21 protein-coding genes and 2 tRNA genes are annotated in these 24183 nt (G+C 43.7%); 18 read left to right on the forward strand and 5 right to left on the reverse strand.

Going from position 1 to position 24183, the window contains the following annotated elements:
* Positions 1-22: 22 nt before the first annotated feature.
* On the reverse strand, positions 23-784 hold the full coding sequence (locus OMP94_RS00965; RefSeq protein ID WP_266274998.1) for a methyltransferase domain-containing protein: 762 nt from the start codon (positions 782-784) through the stop codon (positions 23-25).
* Entirely contained in the window at positions 784-4239 is a 3456-nt protein-coding gene (mfd, locus tag OMP94_RS00970; RefSeq protein WP_266275000.1) for a transcription-repair coupling factor, read from the reverse strand. The genes OMP94_RS00965 and mfd overlap by 1 nt, the downstream gene beginning before the upstream one ends.
* Positions 4240-4388: 149 nt before the next feature.
* On the opposite strand from mfd, the gene OMP94_RS00975 reads away from it, so the two are divergent.
* From OMP94_RS00975 to OMP94_RS01000, 6 genes are all read left to right on the forward strand, one after another.
* Positions 4389-4601, forward strand: coding sequence for a hypothetical protein (locus OMP94_RS00975; RefSeq protein ID WP_266275002.1), 213 nt, complete (start codon positions 4389-4391; stop codon positions 4599-4601).
* Positions 4602-6440, forward strand: a complete 1839-nt coding sequence (gene uvrC / locus OMP94_RS00980) for an excinuclease ABC subunit UvrC (protein WP_266275004.1) — start codon at positions 4602-4604, stop codon at positions 6438-6440. It begins immediately after the preceding gene.
* Positions 6441-6489: 49 nt separating this feature from the next.
* Complete coding sequence (gene pgsA, locus OMP94_RS00985) at positions 6490-7047, forward strand: CDP-diacylglycerol--glycerol-3-phosphate 3-phosphatidyltransferase (protein ID WP_266275006.1); 558 nt, start codon at positions 6490-6492, stop codon at positions 7045-7047.
* 38 nt (positions 7048-7085) lie between these two features.
* Positions 7086-7161 (forward strand) — tRNA-Gly (locus tag OMP94_RS00990).
* A 74-nt stretch (positions 7162-7235) separates the two neighbouring features.
* Positions 7236-7309, forward strand: a tRNA-Cys gene (locus OMP94_RS00995).
* Positions 7310-7614: 305 nt separating this feature from the next.
* Positions 7615-7833, forward strand: a complete 219-nt coding sequence (locus OMP94_RS01000; protein WP_266275008.1) for an Arm DNA-binding domain-containing protein — start codon at positions 7615-7617, stop codon at positions 7831-7833.
* Between the two features lie 43 nt (positions 7834-7876).
* On the opposite strand, the gene OMP94_RS01005 is transcribed toward OMP94_RS01000, so the two are convergent.
* Complete coding sequence (locus OMP94_RS01005) at positions 7877-8380, reverse strand: hypothetical protein (RefSeq protein ID WP_266275010.1); 504 nt, start codon at positions 8378-8380, stop codon at positions 7877-7879.
* 652 nt (positions 8381-9032) lie between these two features.
* Between OMP94_RS01005 and OMP94_RS01010 the strand changes: the two genes are divergently transcribed.
* The 10 genes from OMP94_RS01010 to OMP94_RS01060 all read left to right on the forward strand — a co-directional run bounded on the left by OMP94_RS01010 (position 9033) and on the right by OMP94_RS01060 (position 19487).
* Positions 9033-9326: an STAS domain-containing protein gene (locus OMP94_RS01010; RefSeq protein ID WP_266275012.1), complete on the forward strand. Its 294-nt coding sequence runs from the start codon at positions 9033-9035 to the stop codon at positions 9324-9326.
* A gap of 18 nt (positions 9327-9344) precedes the next feature.
* Positions 9345-9713, forward strand: coding sequence for a response regulator (locus OMP94_RS01015; protein WP_416240443.1), 369 nt, complete (start codon positions 9345-9347; stop codon positions 9711-9713).
* 69 nt (positions 9714-9782) lie between these two features.
* On the forward strand, positions 9783-11849 hold the full coding sequence (locus tag OMP94_RS01020; RefSeq protein ID WP_266275016.1) for a chemotaxis protein CheA: 2067 nt from the start codon (positions 9783-9785) through the stop codon (positions 11847-11849).
* 2 nt (positions 11850-11851) lie between these two features.
* Positions 11852-12331, forward strand: a complete 480-nt coding sequence (locus OMP94_RS01025) for a chemotaxis protein CheW (RefSeq protein WP_266275018.1) — start codon at positions 11852-11854, stop codon at positions 12329-12331.
* Between the two features lie 70 nt (positions 12332-12401).
* Positions 12402-14606, forward strand: coding sequence for a methyl-accepting chemotaxis protein (locus OMP94_RS11300; protein WP_323135047.1), 2205 nt, complete (start codon positions 12402-12404; stop codon positions 14604-14606).
* A 34-nt stretch (positions 14607-14640) separates the two neighbouring features.
* Complete coding sequence (locus tag OMP94_RS01040; protein WP_266275020.1) at positions 14641-15477, forward strand: CheR family methyltransferase; 837 nt, start codon at positions 14641-14643, stop codon at positions 15475-15477.
* On the forward strand, positions 15474-16103 hold the full coding sequence (gene cheD / locus OMP94_RS01045) for a chemoreceptor glutamine deamidase CheD (protein ID WP_266275022.1): 630 nt from the start codon (positions 15474-15476) through the stop codon (positions 16101-16103). Before OMP94_RS01040 ends, cheD begins: the two co-directional genes overlap by 4 nt.
* A gap of 16 nt (positions 16104-16119) precedes the next feature.
* Positions 16120-17148, forward strand: a complete 1029-nt coding sequence (locus OMP94_RS01050; protein ID WP_266275024.1) for a protein-glutamate methylesterase/protein-glutamine glutaminase — start codon at positions 16120-16122, stop codon at positions 17146-17148.
* A 22-nt stretch (positions 17149-17170) separates the two neighbouring features.
* The gene (locus tag OMP94_RS01055) at positions 17171-18346 is read left to right on the forward strand and encodes a methyl-accepting chemotaxis protein (protein ID WP_266275026.1); all 1176 of its coding nucleotides are present in this window, start codon (positions 17171-17173) and stop codon (positions 18344-18346) included.
* 154 nt (positions 18347-18500) lie between these two features.
* A complete protein-coding gene (locus tag OMP94_RS01060; protein WP_266275028.1) occupies positions 18501-19487 on the forward strand; it encodes a hypothetical protein in 987 nt (328 codons plus the stop codon).
* A 4-nt stretch (positions 19488-19491) separates the two neighbouring features.
* On the opposite strand, the gene OMP94_RS01065 is transcribed toward OMP94_RS01060, so the two are convergent.
* Both OMP94_RS01065 and OMP94_RS01070 read right to left on the reverse strand, forming a co-directional pair.
* On the reverse strand, positions 19492-20475 hold the full coding sequence (locus OMP94_RS01065) for a PA2778 family cysteine peptidase (protein ID WP_266275030.1): 984 nt from the start codon (positions 20473-20475) through the stop codon (positions 19492-19494).
* 21 nt (positions 20476-20496) lie between these two features.
* Complete coding sequence (locus OMP94_RS01070) at positions 20497-20877, reverse strand: DUF6627 family protein (protein WP_266275032.1); 381 nt, start codon at positions 20875-20877, stop codon at positions 20497-20499.
* A 243-nt stretch (positions 20878-21120) separates the two neighbouring features.
* Between OMP94_RS01070 and OMP94_RS01075 the strand changes: the two genes are divergently transcribed.
* Both OMP94_RS01075 and OMP94_RS01080 read left to right on the forward strand, forming a co-directional pair.
* Positions 21121-21648 (forward strand): methanogen output domain 1-containing protein, encoded by a 528-nt coding sequence (locus OMP94_RS01075; protein WP_266275034.1) that lies wholly within the window; start codon positions 21121-21123, stop codon positions 21646-21648.
* Between the two features lie 11 nt (positions 21649-21659).
* Positions 21660-24170, forward strand: a complete 2511-nt coding sequence (locus OMP94_RS01080) for a putative bifunctional diguanylate cyclase/phosphodiesterase (RefSeq protein ID WP_266275036.1) — start codon at positions 21660-21662, stop codon at positions 24168-24170.
* Positions 24171-24183 lie beyond the last annotated feature (13 nt).

A 24183-nucleotide genomic window follows, 5' to 3' on the forward strand; every position in this document is an offset into this window, starting at 1 on the left:
CAAATTGTACGCTCTGACCGCATCAACTTGCGGATTTTTTTGTGAGCAAGTGCACATAGCGACCTAAATCACGATAAGTGGGCAGGCGACAGTATTGCTTTTCTAATTGATATAACTGGTCCGCATCACTTGCTTCGCGTGCGCTTCGCGATAAATAGTCACTAAAAACGCGAATGCCACTATAACAAACGATCTCAAAATTATTTTCCAGCAACCATGATGTAACGGCATGAGGAAATAAAGGATGAGGTGGACTCAATCGATTTCCTTCTCCAATATAACGGTCGTCAATAATAGCTGGCAAGCGCCAACCGCCTCGCAAGACATTTTGATAGACCATTGCATTACGGTTATAGAACATCAGAGATAAGTGTCCGCCGGGCTTCACTTTATCGGTAAGCACCTGTAACCCCTGCATGGGATCTGCTAGCCATTCTAAAACTGCGTGATTAATGACCAAATCAAAGGCGGGGAGTTTTGGTGCAAGGCTTTGGGCTGACTGATGATAGAAATCGGCGCTGAGATTTGCTTGATGAAATTGCTGCTTTGCAGATGCCAGCAGTTTCTCCGAAATATCACATAACGTTAACTGATGACCATGCTCTGCTAGCCACAAGCTCATTTGACCTAAACCACAACCAGCATCCCAAACTGAGAGGTTTGGTTGATTCGCAAGGTCGGCCAAATCCTCTTTCAAAATTTCAAGTCTAAGCCGGCCCTTGTCTGTGTTGTAAATCTTCTCGCTGAAACGATCGGCCAAATCGTCGAAGTTACGATCTTCCATTAGGCTGCTGGCTTTAACAGACTATCTAACAAGTTATCTAAAGCTAATATGCGACTATCAGCATCTGGCATATCGCCGGTAAACTTCAACTTATCCTGACCATCAAGCTTAAAGCGGGCTGGTTGTTTCTGAATCAGTTCGATAATCTTTATCGGTTCAATATTAGGCTGCTCGTCGAAAATTAAGCGGCCACCTTGGTCGTAAACATCAATTTTACGGATACCAATGGCTTTGGCTTTTAGTCGCATCTCATGAACAGCAAATAAGGTTTTAACCTGATCTGGCAGCAATCCAAAGCGATCAACCATCTCCACCTGTAATTCATGTAAAGCTTCTTTATCAGCCGCCGCAATACGTTTGTACAGCACCAGTCGGTTATGCACATCTGGCAGATAATCAGCCGGAATCAATGCCGGAACATGTAAATCGATTTCTACCATGTGACGGTCAATGCTATCGACCGATGGTGTTTTGCCAGATTTTAGGGCTTTGACGGCGCGTTCTAGTAACTCATTATAAAGACCAAAGCCGATTTCCTGCATTTGACCACTTTGTTCATCACCCAGTAATTCGCCAGCTCCACGAATTTCCATATCGTGTGTTGCTAAGGTAAAGCCTGCGCCCAAGTCCTCAATCGACTCAATGGCTTCGAGTCGCTTAATGGCATCTGGTGTCATCGCTTTTTGATGTGGTGTAATTAAATAGGCATAAGCACGGTGATGACTTCGGCCGACACGCCCACGGATCTGATACAACTGCGCCAAACCCAATTTATCCGCACGATCAATAAAGATAGTGTTGGCAGACGGGACGTCGATACCGGTTTCAATAATGGTTGTACAGACCAAGACGTTAAAGCGTTGGTGATAGAAATCAAGCATCACTTGCTCAAGTTCACGTTCGCGCATTTGACCATGGGCAATACCCACACGTGCTTCTGGCATTAAAGCTTCGATTTCGCGGGCAACACGGTCAATATCATCAACCTTATTATGTAAGTAATAAACCTGACCGCCACGTTTGATTTCACGCAGCATGCCTTCGCGAACTTTTTCAGCTTGCCATTGCATAACAAAAGTCTTGATTGCCAGACGTCGTGCAGGTGCTGTCGCAATAATCGACAAGTCGCGAATACCGGAAATAGACATGTTTAATGTCCGTGGAATCGGTGTTGCCGTCAGCGTCAGTACATCAACATGGGTACGGTATTTTTTTAGCTGCTCTTTCTGGGTCACACCAAAGCGATGTTCTTCATCAAGAATAAACAGGCCAAGCCGTTTTGGCTGAATATCTTGCTGCAATAATTTATGAGTACCGATGATAATGTCAGCAGTACCGTCACTAATGGCATCTTTAACACTATCGAGCTGTTTCTTACTACGAAAGCGCGATAAGACTTCGACTTTAACCGGCCAATCAGCAAAACGATCTTTGAAGTTTTCATAATGCTGTTGTGCCAGCAGTGTGGTCGGTACTAATACCAATACTTGTTTGCCAGACTGTACCGCCAAAAAGGCTGCACGCATGGCAACTTCAGTTTTACCAAAGCCAACATCGCCACAGACCAAACGATCCATTGGGGTATCAGATTGCATATCGGCTGCCACAGCATCAATCGCATCTTGCTGATCTGGTGTGGTTTCAAATGGGAACGCAGCAGCAAAATTGAAATATTGATCGTCGGGTGCAGACATGGGTTCTTTTTTATTGGCAGCCCGTTTGGCGTAAATATCTAATAGCTCAGCAGCCACATCACGAGCTTTTTCAGCCGCTTTACGACGTGCTTTTTCCCACTGCGATGTTCCGAGTTGGTGGAGTGGGGCAAGCTCAGGCGCAGCACCGGAATAGCGACTAATCAGCTCTAAAGAAGCTACGGGTACATAAAGCTTGTCACCTTTGGCATATTCAAGCGTGACGTATTCAGCTTCAACGTCACCGACATCAAGGCTTTGTAAACCTAAATAACGACCAACACCATGGTCTTCATGGACAACGGCATCACCGATAGTCAGCTCAGCAAGGTTACGAATGATGGCGTCGCTATCACGCTTTTTACGGCTACGACGGCGCCGCTGCATAACTTGCTGACCAAATAATTGGGTTTCAGCAATAACGGCAATATTTAAACTCGGGCTATATAAGCCACGCTCCATTGGCGCGACAGTAATACAGAGCGGTGCTGTTTCTTGTAAAAACGCATCCCAGTTATCAACGGGCTTAGGTTGTAATTGGTTTTTACGCAGTAAATCCAACAAGGTTTCACGACGACCTGCTGATTCTGCGGCCAGTAAAACGCGGCCATTAAAACCGACGAGGAAGTTTTCTAACGCTTCGCAAGGTTTATCTTGTCGTGAGTTCAGCGTTAGCTGTGGTGGCATAACGCTGGCGTAGTTGTGATTGCCAGCCTTTTGATCTAACTCGAAGTTTTGGCATTGCAAACGATGCCAGCGTTTGAATTGAGAAAATAAATCTTCAGCAGGTACAAAAACCGTTGTCGGCGGCAACAAAGGCCGCTCAGGATCAACGCGATGTTGACGATAGCGCTCTTGAATTTCAGCCCAGACATTTTCTGCGGCTTGGGCTGTATCGTTACTGTGAACCAGTAGCGTATTGTCTGGCAGGTAGTCAGTCAGGCACGCGGTTTCTTCAAAAAACAGAGGTAAGTAAAACTCAATACCGCCCGGTAAGTTACCGTCTGTGACTTCACGATAAATCAGGCTACGCTGTGGATCGCCGTCAAATGCATCTCTAAATTGCTGACGGAACAACTTGATATTGTCGTCATTAATTGGAAACTCACGTGCTGGCAGTAAATTGATTTCATTAATTTCATCAATCGAGCGCTGCGTTTCCGGATCAAATGTCCGCAGGGTATCAACTTCATCATCAAACAAATCAATTCGGTACGGGCGTCGGCTCCCCATTGGAAACAAATCAACAATGGCACCACGAACCGCAAATTCACCATGCTCAACAACTTGAGAGACATTGCGATAACCTGACTTCTCCAGCCGTAATCGCCATGAGTCAATCTCAAAAGTATCACCAACTTTTAGTTGTAAACGATGACCCGCTAAGAAATTCGGCGGCGCAATGCGTTGCATAATCGTGGCAACGGGTACCAACAAAATACCGCGCTGAAAATTGGGTAAATGCTGCAGGGTTTGCAGTCGCTCAGAAATAATATCCTGATGTGGTGAGAAGGTATCGTAGGGGAGGGTTTCCCAGTCAGGAAAATGCAGAATAGGCAGTTTATCCTGGCCAAGGTAAAAGCGAATTTCACTTTCCAGCCGTTGGGCACTCGCCATATCATCCGTAATCACCAACAACGGGCCATCGTGCTGGCGGGCCGCCGTAGCCAATAATAACCCTGCCGCACTACCATAGAGTTGTCCGGCTAATTGTTTGTCACCGACTTTGGCCGGCAATGCTGGTTGCAGCAGACTGACTGACAAAAACAAACCCCTTTTGTGGCTTAAATCTGAAAAGCGCGTTATTTTCCCATAAATTAGCGCTGCCGGCAGCTTGCTATATTTTGCATAGCACTGATCTGCTAGGTTGATAATGCTATATTCATGTTAACTGCAAAGGGGCAAACGTAACTATGAAACGGATTGAAAATGTTGTGCTGCTGAAAGTGATTGGTAGTTGTGAGCTCATCGCGGCACTGGCAATGTTTTATTTTTATCATGAAGATGTGCCAGCCATTATTGGCGGTTTGATTCTGCTTGGTTTGTCTGCCAACAGTTTTTATCAGGCGCATAAATGTTATCAACGCCAATACGATCCTAATAACAAGCTTGATTTATCGGAATAAATGTCAGAAAGCCAGCAACATTCACCAGCGGAATTTGATGCCGCAGGTTTCGTAAAAAGTTTGACCAGTCGTCCCGGTGTCTACCGGATGGTCGATGCCGATGGTACGGTCATTTATGTCGGTAAAGCCAAAAATCTAAAAAAACGTGTTGGCAGCTACTTTCGTAAAACAGGGTTAACCTCAAAGACGCGGGTCATGGTGGCACAGATTGCCCACATCGACACCACCGTTACCCATACCGAAAACGAAGCATTAATTCTTGAGAACAATCTTATTAAAGAATTGATGCCGCGCTACAACGTGTTATTGCGTGACGACAAAACCTATCCTTATTTATTAGTATCAGGCGACAAGTTTCCTCGGTTAAGTGTGCATCGTGGTGCCAAACGCAAAGTAGGCCGCTATTTTGGCCCTTATCCCAGTGCGGGCGCTGTTCGCGAAAGCTTAAACTTGCTGCAAAAATTATTTCCTGTTCGTCAATGTGAAGACAGTTACTACGAAAACCGTAGCCGCCCATGTCTGCAATATCAGATAAAGCGTTGTACTGGCCCTTGTGTTGGCCTTGTATCTGAAGAAGATTATCAACGCGACGTGCAGCACACCATTATGTTTTTGGAAGGTAAAAACCAACAGGTAATGGATGACCTCAGCAAACAAATGAATGAAGCTGCTGAGGCATTACAATTTGAGCAAGCTGCTGCCGTCAGAGACAAAATTGTCAGCTTACGTCGTGTTCAAGAGCGGCAATATGTCAGTGCTACACAAGGTGATTTAGATGTGCTTGCTGCACTGGTTCGTGATGGCATGGCGGTCGTTGAAGTTAACTTCATTCGTGGCGGTCGTAGTTTAGGAAGTAAATCTTATTTCCCTAAAGGCTCTGCTGATCTGACCGAAGCAGAATTACTGTCAGCCTTTATTCCACAGTATTACCTTGGCAAAGATGTACCGGTTGAAATGTTGCTCAGCCATTTGCCAGAAGATGTGACGTTATTACAAGAAGTATTGCAATCCGAATCCGGCCATAAAGTTGTCTTACGTCAACCACAGCGAGGGAATGCCACCCGTTGGCTGCAAATGGCGATGACCAATGCCGATATCAGTTTGACCCAGCGTTTGAGTAGTCGAGCTAATTTGCTGCAACGATTTGAAGCACTGCAAGATGCACTACAACTTGATGAGTTACCCAAACGTATTGAGTGTTTTGATATTAGTCATACCCGTGGTGAAAAAACGGTTGCGTCCTGTGTGGTGTTTGGCCTTGAAGGAGCAATAAAAGCTGATTACCGAAAGTTTAATATTGAAGGCATAACCGGTGGTGATGACTACGCTGCTATGAATCAGGCTTTAAGTCGTCGATTCACCCGACTGCAAAAAGGCGAGGGCAAGCGTCCTGATTTATTATTAATAGATGGTGGTAAGGGACAGATCAAAGAAGCCAGAGAAGTACTGGCCGAATTAAACTTATCCGACTTACCTATTTTGGGTATCGCAAAAGGCCCAGAGCGTCGTCCTGGCGAAGAAACTTTATTCTTAGTTGGCCGAGAGGGCGAAGTCACGTTAACGTCCGACTCACCAGCTTTACACTTATTACAACAAGTGCGTGATGAAGCGCATCGATTTGCCATCACCGGCCATAGAGCGCGCCGTGCCAAAGCACGTAAGACATCTACCTTAGAAACCATTCCTGGACTTGGTGCTAAGCGCCGTCAAAAAATTCTGCAACAATTTGGCGGCCTACAAGAAGTCCAACGTGCAGGTGTAGAGGATTTAGCGAGAGTAGAAGGCATAAGTAAAGCATTGGCGCAAAAGATATATGACAGTTTTCATGGCGACAATTAGCAACAACGAAGTGCTACCATAAGCCATCCCAACGAAAGACGAATCAAAAATGCTGAATATTCCTAATCTACTCAGTCTGCTGCGTGTGGCGCTGATCCCTGTCCTGGTTATTTTGTACTTTGTGCCACATACAAGTGCGCCGATATGGGCAACTGCAGTATTTGTCATCGCAGCAGTCACCGATTGGTTAGATGGTTACCTAGCGCGTAAATGGCAGCAGATGTCAGCTTTTGGTGCTTTTATCGACCCTGTTGCCGATAAACTTATCGTGGTGGTTGCTTTATTACTGATTTTATTTAAGACGCCCACAGCAATAATCCTTATTCCAGTCATAATTATCGTATTTCGTGAAATAACAATTTCCGCATTACGCGAATGGATGGCCGAATTAGGTGCCCGAAATGTCGTCAAAGTATCATCAATGGGTAAGTGGAAAACGACCTTCCAAATGATTGCCATTGGTTGTTTGATTTTCTATAAACCGCTGTTTGGTTTACCCATTTTTCAGATCGGTGTGGTGCTGTTATATGTGGCGGCATTGCTGACATTGGTCTCTATGTTGAGCTACCTGAAAGCTGCTTTGCCAATATTGATGGATAAGGGTTGACAGATAATTTTAACTGCCTATAATGCACGACTTCCTAAGCGGGAATAGCTCAGCTGGTAGAGCACAACCTTGCCAAGGTTGGGGTCGCGAGTTCGAATCTCGTTTCCCGCTCCAAGAACATCTAAAAGCCGCGGTTAGAAAATTACTACTGCGGCTTTTTAGTCTTGGCTTCTAAAAGACTCACCCTCGGCTGGGTGGCAGAGTGGTTATGCAGCGGACTGCAACTCCGTGTACGCCGGTTCGATTCCGACCTCAGCCTCCATTTCTTATCCCCAAATTTTATTCAAAAAACATTTCAATTTTTTGACATGTTTATTAGCCTAATCTCGACATTGGCTAATGTGTAAGTTTATTCAGCCTAATTTAGGCCTTCGGTTCGATTCACGCCACCTCCACCAATACAAAGTCTCATAGAGACCAAGAAAGACCATAAAAGCCTGCATTTATGCGGGATTTCTTGTTTCTGGCGTCTTTGTCTGTCCATTAAAATCCATTGATATCTACCCCAAAATGGGGGGGGGGGGGGACTTTGGGGCAACAGGAAGTTGGATAAATGAGTTGCCCCCAATGCCACTGATCAACATGAAAGCTAATAACGCTAAGCCAGGTATCAAGCCAGACGGCACAGCCACAGATAAAAGATACAAACTTACTGACGAAAAAGGTCTCTATCTTGAAGTTGCCCCCGGCGGAGGAAAGTGGTGGCGATTTAAATACCGCTTCGATCTTAAACTCTTATGGATAAAGTTTGTTGCTCATTTTCACCTCTCTTATTGCCATATTTAATGGCTGAAAGGTGTCTAGTAAATTAGTGGCGATTCACAACTAGTTATTTTTCAGCCACTGCCTTTGCATGGTCGCAAGCAACCTTTCTCTTTTTCTCTATACTAGGGTTTGTGGTTTGTCTGGCTTCGAGTGTGAGCAATGAGCATTTTTGTTTTGCTTCCCAAACTTCAGTTTCTGCTTCGCTTGGTCTAGTTATGGTTGCAGTGATAGGCGCATATGACACTGCTGCGGTGCAATACATATTTTTTAACTTTGTGTATTTCCAGTGATTTTGAGGGTGTTGATTCAAATACTGACAAGTATCAGTGAACATAGCTTTAGCTGCATTTGTACAAGATGAGTACTCGTTAATTAGCTCAGTTTTTTTGCTGATACAGACTGATTCAGGTTTTATTTTCCAAAGCTGATATTGGTAATCGATGTTGTGATCCTGATACTCCACAACTTTAGCTTGAAGCTCTACACCCATAACATCAGAGATGTGGTTATGAGTAGAAGTAGTCATAGCGTTGAGAAAAGAAGAAAAAAGCATACTGACTGGGTCCATGTCACTCGGCTTCCTTGTGATAGAATTTTCAACAGAGTTTAGCTCTAATCTGTAATTATTAAAATCTGCCAGATAGAAACCTAATGACTATTTAGGTATGGGGCAACTCCGATTTATGGAATTTTAAAAGTTACACAATATCAATGTGCTGGTTCTAGTATTGGAGGGACGCCTCCTCAATCTATTCTTAGCCCAAATACTTTGATTCGACGATCAGAGCCTCAACTACTTGCTGTCCCTAACTTCAACTATTCGGTTTAAATTTTTCGCTCTACTCCTTATTTTTGTTTTGCACTAATTTTCTGTTTAACAATTTCTTAAGAATATTTATCTATATTCATTTCATCATTGAGCCTAGCTTTCATTCTTAGCGAAGTACTGCCGCCTATCTGTGAGCCGACTGTAATTTTGGCGTTCATTCCAAAATTTATCAGCAAATAGGCAGATATTTGCATCAGTTGATCTTGATCAATGAGTTTAAAAGATGTAACTAATATGCTTAATATAGGTTTAAAGGTAGCTTGATAGTTAAACCTGTTTATAACGACAGCCTAAAAAGTAAATGATTTTTTTTAATAAATTTCGCTGTAATCGTTAAAGGTTGAGAGGTTTTTACCGATAGTTGTTACAGGACACGATAAAAGGCTAGGTCATGACGGATATGAAGACGATGTCATTAGGCAGAGAGTTAACAGTGGCGCAAGTCGCTGAGCTCTATATCAAGAGTCTTCAATTACTCAGTGAAGATGGTGGTTTAGAAATTGAGATGAGTGACTTGCAGGTGGTTGATGCTGCGGGTGTTCAGTTTTTATTAGCACTTTCTTTGACAGCCCAAGAGTCAGGCTTACAGTTAAGAATGTCATCACCCAGTCCCGCATTAATAGAAACTGTAGATGTTTTGGGCTTACGTTCAGAGTTGGCACAAATAATTCATGTAGATAATTGATATATCAAGGAAGGAGCAATTATGGCCAATATTTTGGCGGTAGACGATTCGGCATCAATGCGACAAATGGTCTCATTTACTCTAAAAAGTGCTGGCCACACTGTGCAAGAAGCTGCTGACGGTCAACAAGCGCTAGCACTCGCTCAGCGGCAAGTATTTGATTTAGTGATAACGGACGTCAATATGCCAAACATGGATGGTTTAACACTGACCAAAGAATTGCGTCAGTTAAGTGCTTTTCGTTTTACGCCAATTTTGGTGTTAACCACTGAGTCAAATGCTGAAAAGAAACAACAGGGCAGAGCCGCCGGTGCTACCGGGTGGTTAGTTAAGCCATTTAACCCTGAGCAGTTACTGGCAACAGTTGCTAAAGTTGTTCGCAGTTAGATTCGCAAGTCATGAACCGTCTCCAGCCAACATTTAAGTCTATGCTCAGTGAGGAGCTCAGGAGTTTTTATGGCTATTGATGTTGGACAGTTTCATCAGGTTTTTTTTGAGGAAAGCCATGAAGGTCTGACTCAGATGGAGTCTATCCTGCTGGAAGCTAATGGTGGGGAACCTGATCCAGAAAGAATTAATGCGCTTTTCCGTGTTGTGCACTCCATTAAAGGCGGCGGTGGGACGTTTGGATTTAATGATCTGACAACATTTGCTCACGCCTTAGAAACGTTAATGGATGCAGTGAGACATAATGAAATTCCATGGACGGACGCGATCATACCGCTGCTTTTAGAGTCAGTGGATGTGCTGCGCCATATTCTGCAAGCATTAGAAAGCCAGTCTGAAATTGATGAGTCGATTACGTCGGATTTAACGAACCGTCTTAATGCTGTGTTATCGGAACATGAGCTTGTTGAGTCAACAGCAACGGTGGAAACGACTTCAGCAGCTGAGCCTGAGTCAGCCACACAACGTTTTCTGATTGATTTCAAACCGTATCGTCAGTTGTTTCATACCGGCAATGATCCTGCCCGATTGTTTAAAGAATTGGCGGAAATGGGTGAGGTGTCCGTCACAGCGAATATCAGCGAGTTACCGAGTTTTACCGATTTTGATCCAGAAGATTGTTTCCTGAGTTGGCAGCTTGTCATTACCACCGAGCAAGATGAAGCGGCCATTCGTGAAGTTTTTGACTGGGTGGAATTAGATTGTGATTTAACCGTAACGCGTCAGGATGAATCTGAAGATAAAACTGACGAAACAGCGGTTATTAAGGAAGAAAAAGCTATTGTCGAAAAAGTGAATGACACCACTTCAAACAATAGCGATGAAGCACGAGAAACCAAGGCTGCCGCAGCTGCGCCTGTCAGTCATTCTATTCGCGTGGAAACTGACAAAATTGATGCATTGATTAATATGGTTGGTGAGCTAGTCATCACACAATCAATGCTCGCTCAAATGGGTAAAGATCTGAGTGAGCAAACGCCTTCAATGATCATTGATGGTATTGAGGAGCTGGAACGTAATACACGCCACCTGCAAGAAGGCATTATGCAGATTCGGATGTTGCCGATCAGTTTTGCTTTTAATCGGTTCCCACGCTTGGTGCATGACTTAAGCGCCAAGATGGGTAAAAAAGTGCAGTTAAAAACCAGTGGTGAACAAACTGAACTGGATAAATCCGTCATGGAAAAGATTGGTGATCCATTGGTGCACTTAGTACGTAACTCTCTAGATCATGGTCTTGAGATGCCAGATAAGCGTGTTGAAAATGGCAAACCTGCCACAGGCACTATTTTACTGAATGCTTATCAGCAGGGCGGTAATATTGTTGTCGAAATCAGTGATGATGGGGCTGGGTTAAATACCCAAAAAATTCACCAAAAAGCTATCGAAAAAGGACTTGTAGAGGCAGGTGATCATCTCACCGACGATGATATTCATAATTTGATTTTCTTACCCGGTTTTTCTACAGCGGATGAAGTCAGCGATATTTCAGGTCGTGGTGTCGGCATGGATGTGGTGCGTAAGAATATAACCGGCCTCGGCGGTAGTGTGGATGTGAAGTCTGCTGCGGGTAAAGGTTCGACTTTTACGATTCGCCTGCCATTGACGCTAGCAATTATGGATGGACAGTCGGTCCAGGTTGCCGATCAAAAATACATTATTCCCTTACTGTCTATTGTCGAGTCTGTTGAAGTCAAAACGGGGGATATCAAACAGGTCTCTGGGCGCGGTGAGTTGTATCGTCATCGTCAAGAGTACATCCCCGTTATTCGGTTACAGCATATTTTTCAGTTGCCGAAAGTACCTAAGATTTCGCAATACCCTGATTTATTGGTGATTTTAGAAGATGGACGACGCAAGTTGGGTTTGCTTGTAGATGATCTTCACGGTCAGCAACAAGTTGTAATCAAAAGCCTTGAAACGAATTTTAGAAAAGTCGCGGGGATATCTGCCGCTACTATTTTAGGGGATGGTTCAGTTGCACTCATCCTAGATATCACGGGAATTTTGCAGCTGCATAAACAAGTGTCTGTAAAAGAAATAACTGACAAAGATACTAGCGTACAAGAGGCATAGCCATGAGTGAATTAGCTCAGAATAATGCAGTAGAAGATAGCGAAAGCAGCGAATACTTAAGCTTTGTATTGGGTGAAGAGCAATACGCGGTCGAAATTCTGCAGGTGCAGGAAATTCGTGGCTGGCAGCCTGTGACGCCGATTCCCAATACGCCAGATTACTTCTGCGGAGTGCTAAATTTGCGTGGGGCCATTATCCCGATTATCGATCTGCGGTTGAGATTGGGCATGCCTTTTCTTGAACATACTAAAACTACTGTCGTTGTGGTTTTGAAATTGAAAAATGAAAACAAGATCGTGGGTCTTGTCGTGGATGCTGTGTCGGATACCCACCAAGTTGATAAGTCTGCCATTCAGCCAATACCAGAACTTGGTGCGGGTGTAGAAACGCAATTTTCAGATGGCTTAGTTGAACTCAGTGGGCAAATGGTGATGTTGATTAATGTGACCAGTCTGCTGATGAAAGACGGGAAATTTTTATAACAATTAATAGTTACATTCTGCTTCGCTAAGGAAAAGTAACGAAACGTTAATGTTTTGAAGGAATATTAAGATGGCTACAGAAATAACAAATGAAAAAAGTGCCCCAGAAGCATTTCAAGTGCCAGAAGATGCCATTAATACTGCATTAACTGCAGTGATGATGGTGGATAAGGATCTCAATATTACGTTTGCGAATAAGGCGACTATTAGCATGCTCACTGAGCATGAGGCAACGTTGCAGAAAAGCTTCCCTAACTTTCAGGTAAAAAACCTTGTTGGTAGCAATATCGATATGTTTCATAAACATCCTGAACATCAACGACGTATATTAGCCGATCCGTCCAATTTGCCACACCGAGCAGAAATCAAGCTGGGGCCTTTGAGCTTTAAACTGAATGTTTCGGCTTTAATGCGTAATGGCGAACATTATGGAAGCATGCTCGAATGGACTGACATCACCTCTGAGAAATTAGCTTTAGCAGAGACAAATAGTCAGTTGGATGCCATTAGTAAAGCGATGGCGGTTATCAGCTTTCATCCTGATGGCACCATTATCGAAGCGAATCAAAACTTTCTCGATGCGACTGGCTACACGCTCGATGAGATAGCAGGTAAACATCACCGGATGTTTGTCGGGCCTGAATACGGCCGTAGCCCTGAATACATGAAGTTCTGGAATGATTTGGCAGATGGCTCAGTACAAATCGGCGAATATCAGCGCTTCAAAAAAGATGGCAGTGAGCTTTGGCTGCAAGCCAGTTATAACCCGATCTTTGATTTGCAGGGTAAAGTCGTCAAGGTCATCAAATACGCTTCAGATGTCACAAAAAACAAACAAGATCGTGCCAACTTTGAAGGCCAGATTGATGCCATCAATAAAGCAATGGCCGTTATCAGCTTCAATATGGACGGCATTATTACCGATGTTAACGATAACTTCTTGCAAGCTGTTGGCTACAGCCGTGGTGAAGTGGTTGGCAAACATCACCGTATGTTTGTGCAACAAGATGAAGCAAATAGCTACGAATACAAAGCTTTCTGGGAAAAACTCAATCATGGCGAGTTTGTCGGTGGTGAGTTCCAACGTGTTGGTAACGGTGGCAAAGAGATTTGGTTACAAGCAACCTACAATCCGATCTTGGATGTAAATGGCAAACCAAACCGTGTAGTGAAATATGCTTCTGATATTACTGCTCAGAAGAAATTACAAATGGACGTGGATCGTGTACTGCAATCAGTTACATCAGTAATGAATGCCATGTCTAAAGGTGACCTGACAGAGCTGATGTCTGGCGAATTTGAAGGTGAGTTTGCGGATTTCCAATCAACTGTGAATTCAACGGTAGAAAAAATTGCCAGCATCGTGGAAGAAATTAACGAGACTTGTGTCAGCTTGGCATCAGCTGCCTCAGAAATTTCTCAAGGCAATATGGATCTCAGCCAACGCACCGAAGAGCAGGCTTCTTCTCTACAAGAAACCGCTTCTAGTATGGAAGAGTTAACCAGTACGGTTCAGCAAAACTCTGAAAATACGCGTCAGGCAGAACAGTTGGCAGCGAGTGCACGTGAACAAGCTGAAAAAGGTGGCGATGTTCTGAAAGCGGCAATTGAAGCAATGAGCCAAATTAATGCTTCAAGTAAGAAAGTTGCCGATATTATCGGGGTTATCGATGAGATCGCTTTCCAAACTAACTTGTTAGCACTTAATGCTGCTGTTGAGGCTGCACGTGCAGGTGAGCAAGGTCGTGGTTTTGCTGTGGTGGCCGCTGAAGTACGTAACCTTGCCCAACGGTCTGCAACTGCTGCTAAGGAAATCAAAGGACTTATCAATGATAGTGGCGAGAAAGTGACTGAAGGCAGCAAGTTGGTTAATCAGTCTGGTGCAACCTTGGAAGAGATTGTTATCAGTGCGAAAAAAGTGGGTGACATTATTTCTGAAATCGCGGCTGCCAGTGAAGAGCAATCATCTGGTATCGGCCAAGTAAATAAAGCCGTCAGTCAAATGGATGAAATGACGCAACAAAATGCATCCCTAGTTGAACAAGCGGCAGCAGCCAGTAAGTCAATGGATGAGCAAACCCAGGATATGCGAAGCCGACTATCATTTTTCTACACAGGTGAAGTCGAGCCTGAACCAGTTGCACCAGTTCGTCGTCAAGCGCGGGTGGCAAGTAGACCAGCATCACGACCTGTGACTCAGCGAGAAGCGCCAAGACAACGTCCGGTTAAACCTGCACCTGCGCAGCATAATGATGATGAGTGGGAAGAGTTTTAAACCTTAGTTTGATTGACTCTGCCAAGGAATTTGAGTGAAGGAACGTGAGCTCAACTTTACCGACAAGCATTTTCAACGAATCCGGGCTTTTATTACTAAGCAGACTGGAATCGTTATTAATGAGTCGAAAGTCGATATGGTTTATGGTCGACTATCTCGGCACGTTAGGCAGAAACACGGCGGCAGTTTTGATGCTTTTTGTGATGCGTTTGAATCAAATACTGACAATCATCAAGAAATTCTGATTAATGCTATTACCACCAATCTAACGGCATTTTTTAGAGAAAAGCATCATTTCAGCTATTTGCAGCAGCAGGTATTTCCTTACCTGCTCAAAGCAAACAAAGTTAACCAGAAGATTAGAATCTGGTCGGCGGGCTGTTCTACTGGTGAAGAACCCTATTCGATTGCCATGACCATCATGCAGGCTATTCCTGATTGGCGGAATTGGGATATTCGCATTTTGGCAACTGATCTGGATAGTAATGTCGTTGAAACCGGTCGTGCTGGTGTTTATAGCCAAGAGCGACTCTCTGGCGTTGATGAGTCGATGGTCAGACGTTTTTTCTTTAAAGGGAAAGGTGAGCAAGCTGGGCTTGTCAGTGTTCGCCCTGAATTAAAAGAGTTGGTGACGTTTAAACGACTCAACTTGCTCCATGAATGGCCGATGCGTGGTTCATTTGACGTGATCTTTTGTCGAAATGTGGTTATCTATTTTGATAAAGAAACACAACGCAAGTTGTTTCAACGTTATGCCGATATCTTGGCGCCTCAAGGTCACTTGTTTATTGGCCACTCTGAATCACTACATAACATTTCTGATGCTTTCGACAATCTGGGGCAAACCATTTACCGGAAGCTGCCAATATGAACCAAGCATTACTTCCACCGAAGCCTTTGCCGGGGTTCGAAAATATCAATCGATATTGGGATAAGACACAAAACTGTTGGGCCGCAAAAATTTTACCAGGTGAAGTCTATGTGACTCGTAATCCTGATGAGGTCATCGTCACCACGCTTGGTTCATGTGTTTCTGCATGTGTACGTGATCCGGTTATCGGGGTTGGTGGTATGAATCACTTTATGTTGCCCGAACTACATGATAATGGACACAACAGTTGGTTAGATCTGGCGACGCGTTATGGCAGCTTTGCAATGGAAGTGTTGATCAACGAAATTATCAAACAAGGTGGGCATCGGCAGCATCTTGAGGTGAAACTGACCGGTGGCGGCAAGATAATTCCTCATATGAGTGATGTGGGGCATTCTAATATTTTGTTTGCTGAAAACTACTTGGAAAGGGAGAGCCTGCAACTCCTAGCGGAGGATGTTGGTGGTGACTATCCAAGAAAAGTCATGTATTACCCTACTAATGGGCGTTTGCGAGTTAAAAAACTCGCATGCCTGAAAAACGACACTATTTATCTACGTGAACAACAGTACCAAGAAAATCTGGCGCAAATGCCAGATGGTAACAGCGTTGAACTCTTTGATTAGGTGAGTCTTAAAGACTATGGCAATTAAAGTTCTGATAATTGATGACTCTGCACTGATAAGGAAGCTGCTGACAGAAATCATCAACAGCGATCCAGCTCTAGAAGTCATTGGTACGGCCTCTGACCCATATATGGCTAGAGACAAGATAAAAACTTTGAATCCTGATGTTTTGACCTTGGATGTCGAGATGCCAAAGATGGATGGCATCACTTTTTTACGCAACTTGATGCGTCTAAGACCTATGCCTGTCGTCATGATTTCAAGTCTGACAGAACATGGTGCTGATGTGACATTAGATGCCTTGTCGTTGGGTGCTTTTGATTTCGTTTCAAAACCTAAGTTAGATGTGGAGGCACAACTAACCGAGTACACAGAAGAGATCACTACTAAGGTTAAAGCGGCGTTTACGAATCAAGCAGGTAAAGTCATAGCAAGACAACCCCAAACGATTCAGCCACTGAAACAAAGTCACCTGCGGACAACGGAAAAAATTATTGCCATCGGGGCTTCGACTGGTGGAACTGAAGCGATACGTGAAGTGTTGTGTGCAATGCCAGCTGATGCGCCAGGTATTGTGATTACGCAGCATATTCCTGCCGCGTTTAGTAAAGCTTTTGCCAATCGAGTGAATGGTTTGGCAGCCATGAACGTGTCAGAAGCCAAAGACGGTCAACAGATTTTGCCGGGGCATGCTTATATCGCTCCAGGCGATCAACATCTTTATGTCATCAAAAGTGGTGCACGCTACATTTGCAAATTAGATGATGGTGATCCAGTTAATCGGCATAAACCCTCTGTTGAAGTTTTGTTTGATTCTGTCGCTAGATCGGTAGGGCCTAATGCTATTGGTGTGATGCTGACGGGAATGGGCGAGGATGGTGCAAAAGCGATGGTGAGAATGCGTGAAGCAGGAGCCATCAACTTGATTCAGGATGAAGCGACTTCAGTTGTTTGGGGGATGCCGGGGGCCGCTTTTAAATATGGTGCTGGAACGGATTTGGTTCCTTTACAAAAAATGGCTGAGAGAATTATCAAGCTAGTTTGATTGTAATGTCAGGATGAGGTGGATGAGTATGAAGAATTTCTCGAAAGCATGGATGTTATTAACCGTCTTCTGGATGGCGCTGGCCTTTATTCTCGCCGGTTGGCAGATGAGCCTAATGATATTGCTGACCGTTTTATCTGCTTATTTTCTTAAAGCAGGTCAAATAGCCTCCCCAACCAATGAAAGTGGTTTAAATACACCCATTTCAGACCATGCTGCATTATCTGATTTACTGGCTGAATCAAGCAGGATTTTTAAAGAACAATTGACACATATTGATACCGAACAGCAACAGATCACCTCTCTCATTAATGATGCGATTGAAAAGTTGAGTGACAACTTCCAGGCATTAAATAGTCAAGCAGATTCCCAACAAAAAATATTTCAGCAACTTTTTCAGGTCAATACCTCCGAGGAGATGACGCTGAACGAGTTTGTCGTTGAAGTTGAGAAATTACTGAATTATTTCTTGGACATGATTATTCATACCAGCCAAGAAAGTGATCAACTCATGCATCACCTTGATGATACGTCAGTTCGCGTGAACTCCGTGTTGGATCGTTTGGGCGATGTAAAAAATATCGCTTCTAGCATTAGCCTCTTATCACTCAACGCTTCCATTGAGGCTGCGCGTGCCGGGGAGGCTGGACGCGGGTTTTCTGTTGTCGCGGATGAGATCAGAAAATTATCCATTTCTGCAGATAAGGTCAGTGATGAAATCAACCGTCTTAGCAGCGAGGTGAGTGAAAAGCTAACCAATGTCACGGCTGTCATGCATCGGTTGGCTTCGGATGATATGAACGTCGCCATCGAAGGCAAAGATAAAGTTACTAAGATGACCACTTTCATTACAAAAGAAAATACAACGATTCAGCAAGCGGTTAATGATAGCAATTCAATCAATGCAGAAATTAGCGTTTCAGTGAACCAGGCTGTGCAGTCGATGCAATTTGAAGATATGTGTCGTCAGTTGCTTGAGCACATTGGTAAGCGGGTCGCGACACTACAAGAAATTGTCGACTACACCAATGACATTGGTCACTCCATCGACTCAGTTGAAAAAGACCCAAGTGGTTATGCGGCAACGCTGGCTAATTTAAAAACTCGGCTTGAGTCGTTAGAGCCTAAATTACAGTACATGGCACACAAATCGGTTGATCAAAATAGTTTGGATAGCGGTGATATCGAATTGTTTTGATGAGTGAAATGGCTATCAAATGTATTTGAGCTTAAACTTACTAAAAAGCTAAGGCTTTAACCTGTCTTGTAACTGTTCGGTTTTTATAGAATTTTTCGCATTTTTTGGGCTAACGTTCATAATATGCAGAATTGATTCTTTTCGGAGTTGTTTCGTGTTGTTTGCCAAACCTCGTTTGTTGCTTGCCACTAGCCTTATTATTCTTGGATTAGGGAGTGCTCATGCTGTTGCAACTATGCAGGCTGAGTCGGTTGCCAAAGGATTAGTTGAGGCACTTGTTGCCAAATTAAATCAAAGTGGTTGGCAGGTGCAGGTAGGGGAGATAAACGCTAGCCCTTACGATCGTAGTGTCGATATTGAAAATATCCGTATTTTAGATCAACAAGGGCGAGCACACTCCATTGATGCCATTACCCTGAAAAATATTGAATTAAATGCTGAGCGTGACTTTATTCAATCAATGCATGTGGAAACCCGTGATGCGGTAGTGACACTGATTAAACTTACCGAGCAATCAAATAAGTTTAATGAGCTGCATAGCTATTTACAGGCATTAGGTATTAATAGTGGCCGTATTGGTCACCGTCAGTTACTGGCGCTTGATTATGACAAGAAAAGTGCCCAACTCTTTGTCTCAATGGAAGGCCAACTGCATCATCCAGCCGATAATCGCGCGATGCCTTTAGTCGACTTTCATTGGCAGAGTCGTTTTAGCAAAGTGCCTGATTTAAAGCAGCAACTACTTATGTTGGGTAACCCTGAAAATCGCGCCGCCTTGGCGATTCCTTGGACTAACTTATCTCTGATTTCTGGTGAGTTGTCTATTCAAGATCAAGGTGCTTGGGAGCCATTAATGCGCTCTGCTGCTGAGCAAAATAATATGCCGGAAGCGGCATTTCGTCAGAAGTTAAAACAAGACTGGCAAAATGCCGTAAACGAATGGCGCTTGTTGCCTGATCCATTAAAACTACAAGCAACTCAGGCTGTCGGTTCGGCTGTTGATAGTTCACAACCTGCGATGTTGTTAAATGTCGATGCCACCAATCAACAAGGTAACAGTATTGCCATGGCGATGATGACAACGATGATTAGCCCGATGGTGTTGACGCAGTTGTTTGATATTACCTTGGAAGCTGAATAAACGATTATTCAGGGCAACTAATCACCGGGCAGTTTTCGGCATTAGTTGCACTGCTTTGCTGCATTTCTTCAACGGTTGACTGGATATTAGTATCATCAGGTGCGAGTGTTTGTGCGCATTGGGCAACTTGTTGCGCCACGATATCACAGCCCATTGCTTGAAGTGTGTAGGCGCGGTTATTCCAAAATACGGCTGTATTGGGACGAGTGGTTATCAAATCTGCATAGATAGCATCGGCTTTATTGAATTGTTGTTGTTCAAAATAAAGATTTGCCAAAGCAACACCTGGCTGCGCTGACTCCGGCCAGTTTTTAATCGCAGTTCGGTAGGCCTCTTCGGCGGTCTTCGCATAACCCGTTTGTTGTAGATCGTAAGCAGCCTGCATCCAATTTGTTAATGTTGCGTCTGCGGGCAGGTTATCTGGTGGCATAATCACTAAGCCCCAGTAATCACTTCTCGCCCAAGTGCGCTCAAAAGTGGCAAAACTCGTTCGCCAGCGTTTGGTTTCACCAGAACGTAAAATCAACTCGTTATTAGCAACATCAAAACCTACAACAACGGCATAGTGCCAGAAAGGCATCCATTGATAAGACAAGTTTTGCATGACCAAAACGGGATTACCTGCTTCGATCTGAGCCAAAAGGGCGGTGAGTTTTGGTGTAATCACGTATGGCACTAGGCCTTGCTCACGTGTTGCTGCCACCATTTCTATTTGCAGGCTGCCTTGTTTTTCTGGGATATAAACCTTGTCGACCAAATCATCGGGTAATACATTTTTACCCCGATATTGCAAAACAGTTGCGAGTGCTGCTGGCCCACATTGATATTCGGTTTGCGGGTAAAAGGGCACATCACTTAATTCTTTGGCCGCATCGGCAAAACTTGAGGATGACAACGCTTTTGTCTGTGGCGTATGGCTACAGGCAGATAAAAAAAGCGCTATAAAAAAAACACCCAGCCGGAGCTGGGTGTTTAGGCTGTTCAGCATAAAAGACATCTAAACTAGTTATTAGCGAATAGGGTGTACAAACGGGAAGATGTCAGTTGCACCCAGTACGTCAGTCACGACGAATACAACAAAAATCAACACAGCAGCACCCAACACGCCGCTACCTGCAGGCATGTCAGCGATTTGTTGATTTAATTGTGCAACTTCCGCGTCAGTCATTTTGCTAACACGATCTTTTACAGTTTCAGGTGCAACGCCATAATCAAGCAGTTGCTGTTGTACGTCTTCACGATCCAATAAATCAGCAAGTTGCTGACGTTCCTGTTGAGCTTGCTGGGATTGAAGAAAGTCTGGTGTAGTGACCATTGCTGCCTGAACTGGCAGCGTTACAAAACCCATAAATGCCCATAGGGCAATCCAACTCATCCACTTTTGTTTCATAAAGCCTCCGTTGATTTTCATCAAACCTGACCTGTCACTTTATTTACCATAACAAAAATTTCGCGACCATTCTCGGCCAAATCCCGCTTTTTGTGGCATAGATCAAGTTTCCGGCTTAGTTGATCTTGATCAATAAAGTAATGGTTTAAGGTTTATTTTCAACAATCTTTAGCGCCATAATTGTCGTGTACAAGGTATATATAATAATTCTTATAAAGTGCGTGTTTACTGGGAGGCACGACCATGTCTGAGCAACCGCTATCTGATTTACCTATCTCTTTAGAGAGAGATGTTTTTCTAAGAACATTATTACGTTATCTCGCCGGTAGCCTCGAAGAGGTCATCGGTCTTGATGATGCGTCAGGATTTATCAGTTATGTCGGTCAGCAAATGGGGGACGATATTGACCAAACTTATCGACAAGCCATCGGAGCAAGTCAGCTAACAAGAAGTGAAGTAGCGGCTGTTTTGGTTGATTTAAAACAACGTATTCAAGGCGATTTTTATATCGTCTCAGAAGATGACAATAAGATTGTGTTAGCGACGCACAGTTGTCCTTTTGGTGACAAAGTGAAAGGCAGGCCATCTCTTTGTATGATGACGTCAAATGTATTCGGGACCATTAGTGCAAATAATTTAGGTTATGCGAAAGTCGTTTTAAATGAAACGATTGCTAATGGCTATGCAGGCTGTCTTGTCACAGTACATCTAAAACAAGGTATGCTTGCTGACAAGGATGATGGTAATGAGTATTTTCGGGGAACACCTTGAAGATAGCGTTATTGGATAAAATTTCTCGGGCATTTACCGAAGGGGTCATTTTTTGTGATCCCAACGGTTGTATTTTGCATGTCAATGCGGTTGGCAAGCGTATCCTGAGCGCACATCCCAATATATTGTCTTGCAATAATTTATCGGCTATTTCTCAAGCGCCAGAATTGCATTTCACAGAAACAATTGGCCGTTACATTCGCAGCGGTCAAATGACACCAATCCCTAAATTTACATTTGAAGAGACTTTCCGTCACTGCCACTTTGAGGGGATGCGAATTTCATCACCTGAATTAGAAGCCCCGTATTTGCTGCTGATTAAATTTTGGGACCAAACAATTCGTGTTGATAGGTTTGCCGCGCTGAATATGAGTCGCTTGGAAAACCAACAAAATCAGCAGCGGTATTTGGAGGCCGTCAAACAAAACGAATCCAATATGCGTTTAGCACTGAGTAGTACGCAAGAAAGTATTTGGATGTTAGATGTTGCTAACAATACGTTTGAAAGTGCGCTTATTTGGGAAAAAGTCCTGGGATTTGAGGGGAAACCGAGACCCATTACCCTAGAGAGCTTGCTGAGTAATTTGCATCCTGATGATTCGCCTTTGATGCAACGGGCAATAGACAGACTGATCAAACACGATATGGTGCTGGATATTCAATATCGAATCTTTGATCAACACAAACGTCTATTTTGGTTTCACTTACGCGGCCGGGCAACAGCAAGGGATAATGCAGGTAAGGCAATCACGGTTTATGGCCTACATAGTGATATTACTAGCACTAAATTAATCGAACAAAAACTCAGTGATACTGATGCCAGTATGAACAGTTTGCTGCGTTCGATGGTCGATGGGGTCTTCATTGCCAGACAAGAACGCTTTATTTTTGCCAACGAGTCATTACTCAGCATCCTGGGTTACAACAAAAATAGCTTTTTAGGCTTGCCTTTTGAGCGTGTTGTTTATTCAGAAAATTTAGATGTTTGGAAAAAACGCTACCGAGCACGGTTGGATGGGAGAACGGATATTCCATCACGTTTTGAAACACGTTTGATGAAGTCCGATGGTAAAACCATTTGGGTCGAGCTGATTTCGACACAAATTGATTATCAAGGCCAGTCATGTGTGATGGGAATTATTCATGACATTACCCAGCATAAAGCGAGTGAGCAGCTTATCTGGCAGCAAGCCAATTATGATGCATTAACAGCATTAGCCAATCGGCAATATTTCGAAACTTTATTGCATCAAAAAATGATCCGTTCTCAGCGGTTGAATACGTCTTTTGCGTTGTTATTAATTGATCTAGACAATTTTAAAGATATTAACGATACCCAAGGCCATGACAGTGGTGATCAGATCCTGCTCCAAGTTGCGCAGCGCCTTTATAGTTTGATCGACAATAAAGGCGTAGTTGGCCGTTTCGGTGGTGATGAGTTTGTCATGTTGATTGATGATATTGCCATGCTGGAAAGCCTAGAGTCAGCGTTATATATGTTGCTCTCAACGATTAGAGCGCCTATTGCTGTTGCAGCTGCGCAATATACCTTAACTGCATCAATTGGGGTCAGTATGTATCCTAGTGATGCTAATTCGCCTTCGGTGTTATTACGTAATGCTGATCAGGCCATGTATGTCGCTAAGCGTACAGGACGAGATCGTTTTATGTTCTTCACGCCAGATATGCATGTCGCCGCGAACAATAAAGTCGTGCTGATTAATGATATGCGTGAGGCATCGCTCGAAAATCAGTGGATACTTCATTATCAGCCAATCATTGATTTGCAGCAGCACAATGTGGCAAAAGCTGAAGCATTAATTCGCTGGCAACACCCAACTAAAGGCCTTATTCCGCCAGATGAGTTTATTCCGGTGGCCGAAGAAAGTGGCCTAATCTTGCAGATTGGTCAGTGGGTTTTGAATGAGGCTATTATCACGGCAAGAGAGCTGAGAGATAAAGTTTCAAAAAACTTCCAGATGACAATTAACCAGTCTTCCAAACAGTTCCAGCAACATGATGATCGTGTTCAGGAGTTAACCGAAATTATTGCGCAACACCAAGTTGAACCGGACATGATTGTCATAGAAATCACAGAAAGTGCCTTGTTTGATGCGGGTGAAGTAGCAACTAAAAAGCTTGAGAAACTCCGGGATATGGGCATTGAGGTTGCTCTAGATGATTTTGGTACAGGCTATTCATCCTTGTCATACCTCAAAAAGCTAGATATTGATGTGCTTAAGATTGATCGTTCTTTTGTTGGACAATTAGAACGGGATACAAATGATCAGATATTGGTCGAAGCAATAATCTTGATGGCGCATAAATTGGGCTTGAGAGTCGTTGCAGAAGGGATTGAAACACTTGAACAATTACATATTTTGCTGAATGCAGGGTGTGACTATGGACAAGGTTATTTATTCTCAAAACCATTGCTCAAACAGGACTTAGAGCAGTTTATTGCGCAATTTGTATGGCCGTTGCCGACTGAAGCGCCGAAACAAGTGAACAGACCACAATGAGATTGGCTTTTTA

It is taken from the genome of Methylophaga sp. OBS3 (assembly GCF_026319325.1).
Classification (GTDB): Bacteria; Pseudomonadota; Gammaproteobacteria; order Nitrosococcales; family Methylophagaceae; genus Methylophaga.

Bases quoted from the DNA above. Each gene is read 5' to 3' on its own strand.
- OMP94_RS00965 (WP_266274998.1), bottom strand. From the start codon at position 784: ATGGAAGATCGTAACTTCGACGATTTGGCCGATCGTTTCAGCGAGAAG.
- OMP94_RS00975 (WP_266275002.1), top strand. From the start codon at position 4,389: ATGAAACGGATTGAAAATGTTGTGCTGCTGAAAGTGATTGGTAGTTGT.
- uvrC (WP_266275004.1), top strand. From the start codon at position 4,602: ATGTCAGAAAGCCAGCAACATTCACCAGCGGAATTTGATGCCGCAGGT.
- pgsA (WP_266275006.1), top strand. From the start codon at position 6,490: ATGCTGAATATTCCTAATCTACTCAGTCTGCTGCGTGTGGCGCTGATC.
- OMP94_RS01000 (WP_266275008.1), top strand. From the start codon at position 7,615: ATGCCACTGATCAACATGAAAGCTAATAACGCTAAGCCAGGTATCAAG.
- OMP94_RS01005 (WP_266275010.1), bottom strand. From the start codon at position 8,380: ATGGACCCAGTCAGTATGCTTTTTTCTTCTTTTCTCAACGCTATGACT.
- OMP94_RS01010 (WP_266275012.1), top strand. From the start codon at position 9,033: ATGACGGATATGAAGACGATGTCATTAGGCAGAGAGTTAACAGTGGCG.
- OMP94_RS01020 (WP_266275016.1), top strand. From the start codon at position 9,783: ATGGCTATTGATGTTGGACAGTTTCATCAGGTTTTTTTTGAGGAAAGC.
- OMP94_RS01025 (WP_266275018.1), top strand. From the start codon at position 11,852: ATGAGTGAATTAGCTCAGAATAATGCAGTAGAAGATAGCGAAAGCAGC.
- OMP94_RS11300 (WP_323135047.1), top strand. From the start codon at position 12,402: ATGGCTACAGAAATAACAAATGAAAAAAGTGCCCCAGAAGCATTTCAA.
- cheD (WP_266275022.1), top strand. From the start codon at position 15,474: ATGAACCAAGCATTACTTCCACCGAAGCCTTTGCCGGGGTTCGAAAAT.
- OMP94_RS01050 (WP_266275024.1), top strand. From the start codon at position 16,120: ATGGCAATTAAAGTTCTGATAATTGATGACTCTGCACTGATAAGGAAG.
- OMP94_RS01055 (WP_266275026.1), top strand. From the start codon at position 17,171: ATGAGTATGAAGAATTTCTCGAAAGCATGGATGTTATTAACCGTCTTC.
- OMP94_RS01065 (WP_266275030.1), bottom strand. From the start codon at position 20,475: ATGCTGAACAGCCTAAACACCCAGCTCCGGCTGGGTGTTTTTTTTATA.
- OMP94_RS01070 (WP_266275032.1), bottom strand. From the start codon at position 20,877: ATGAAACAAAAGTGGATGAGTTGGATTGCCCTATGGGCATTTATGGGT.
- OMP94_RS01075 (WP_266275034.1), top strand. From the start codon at position 21,121: ATGTCTGAGCAACCGCTATCTGATTTACCTATCTCTTTAGAGAGAGAT.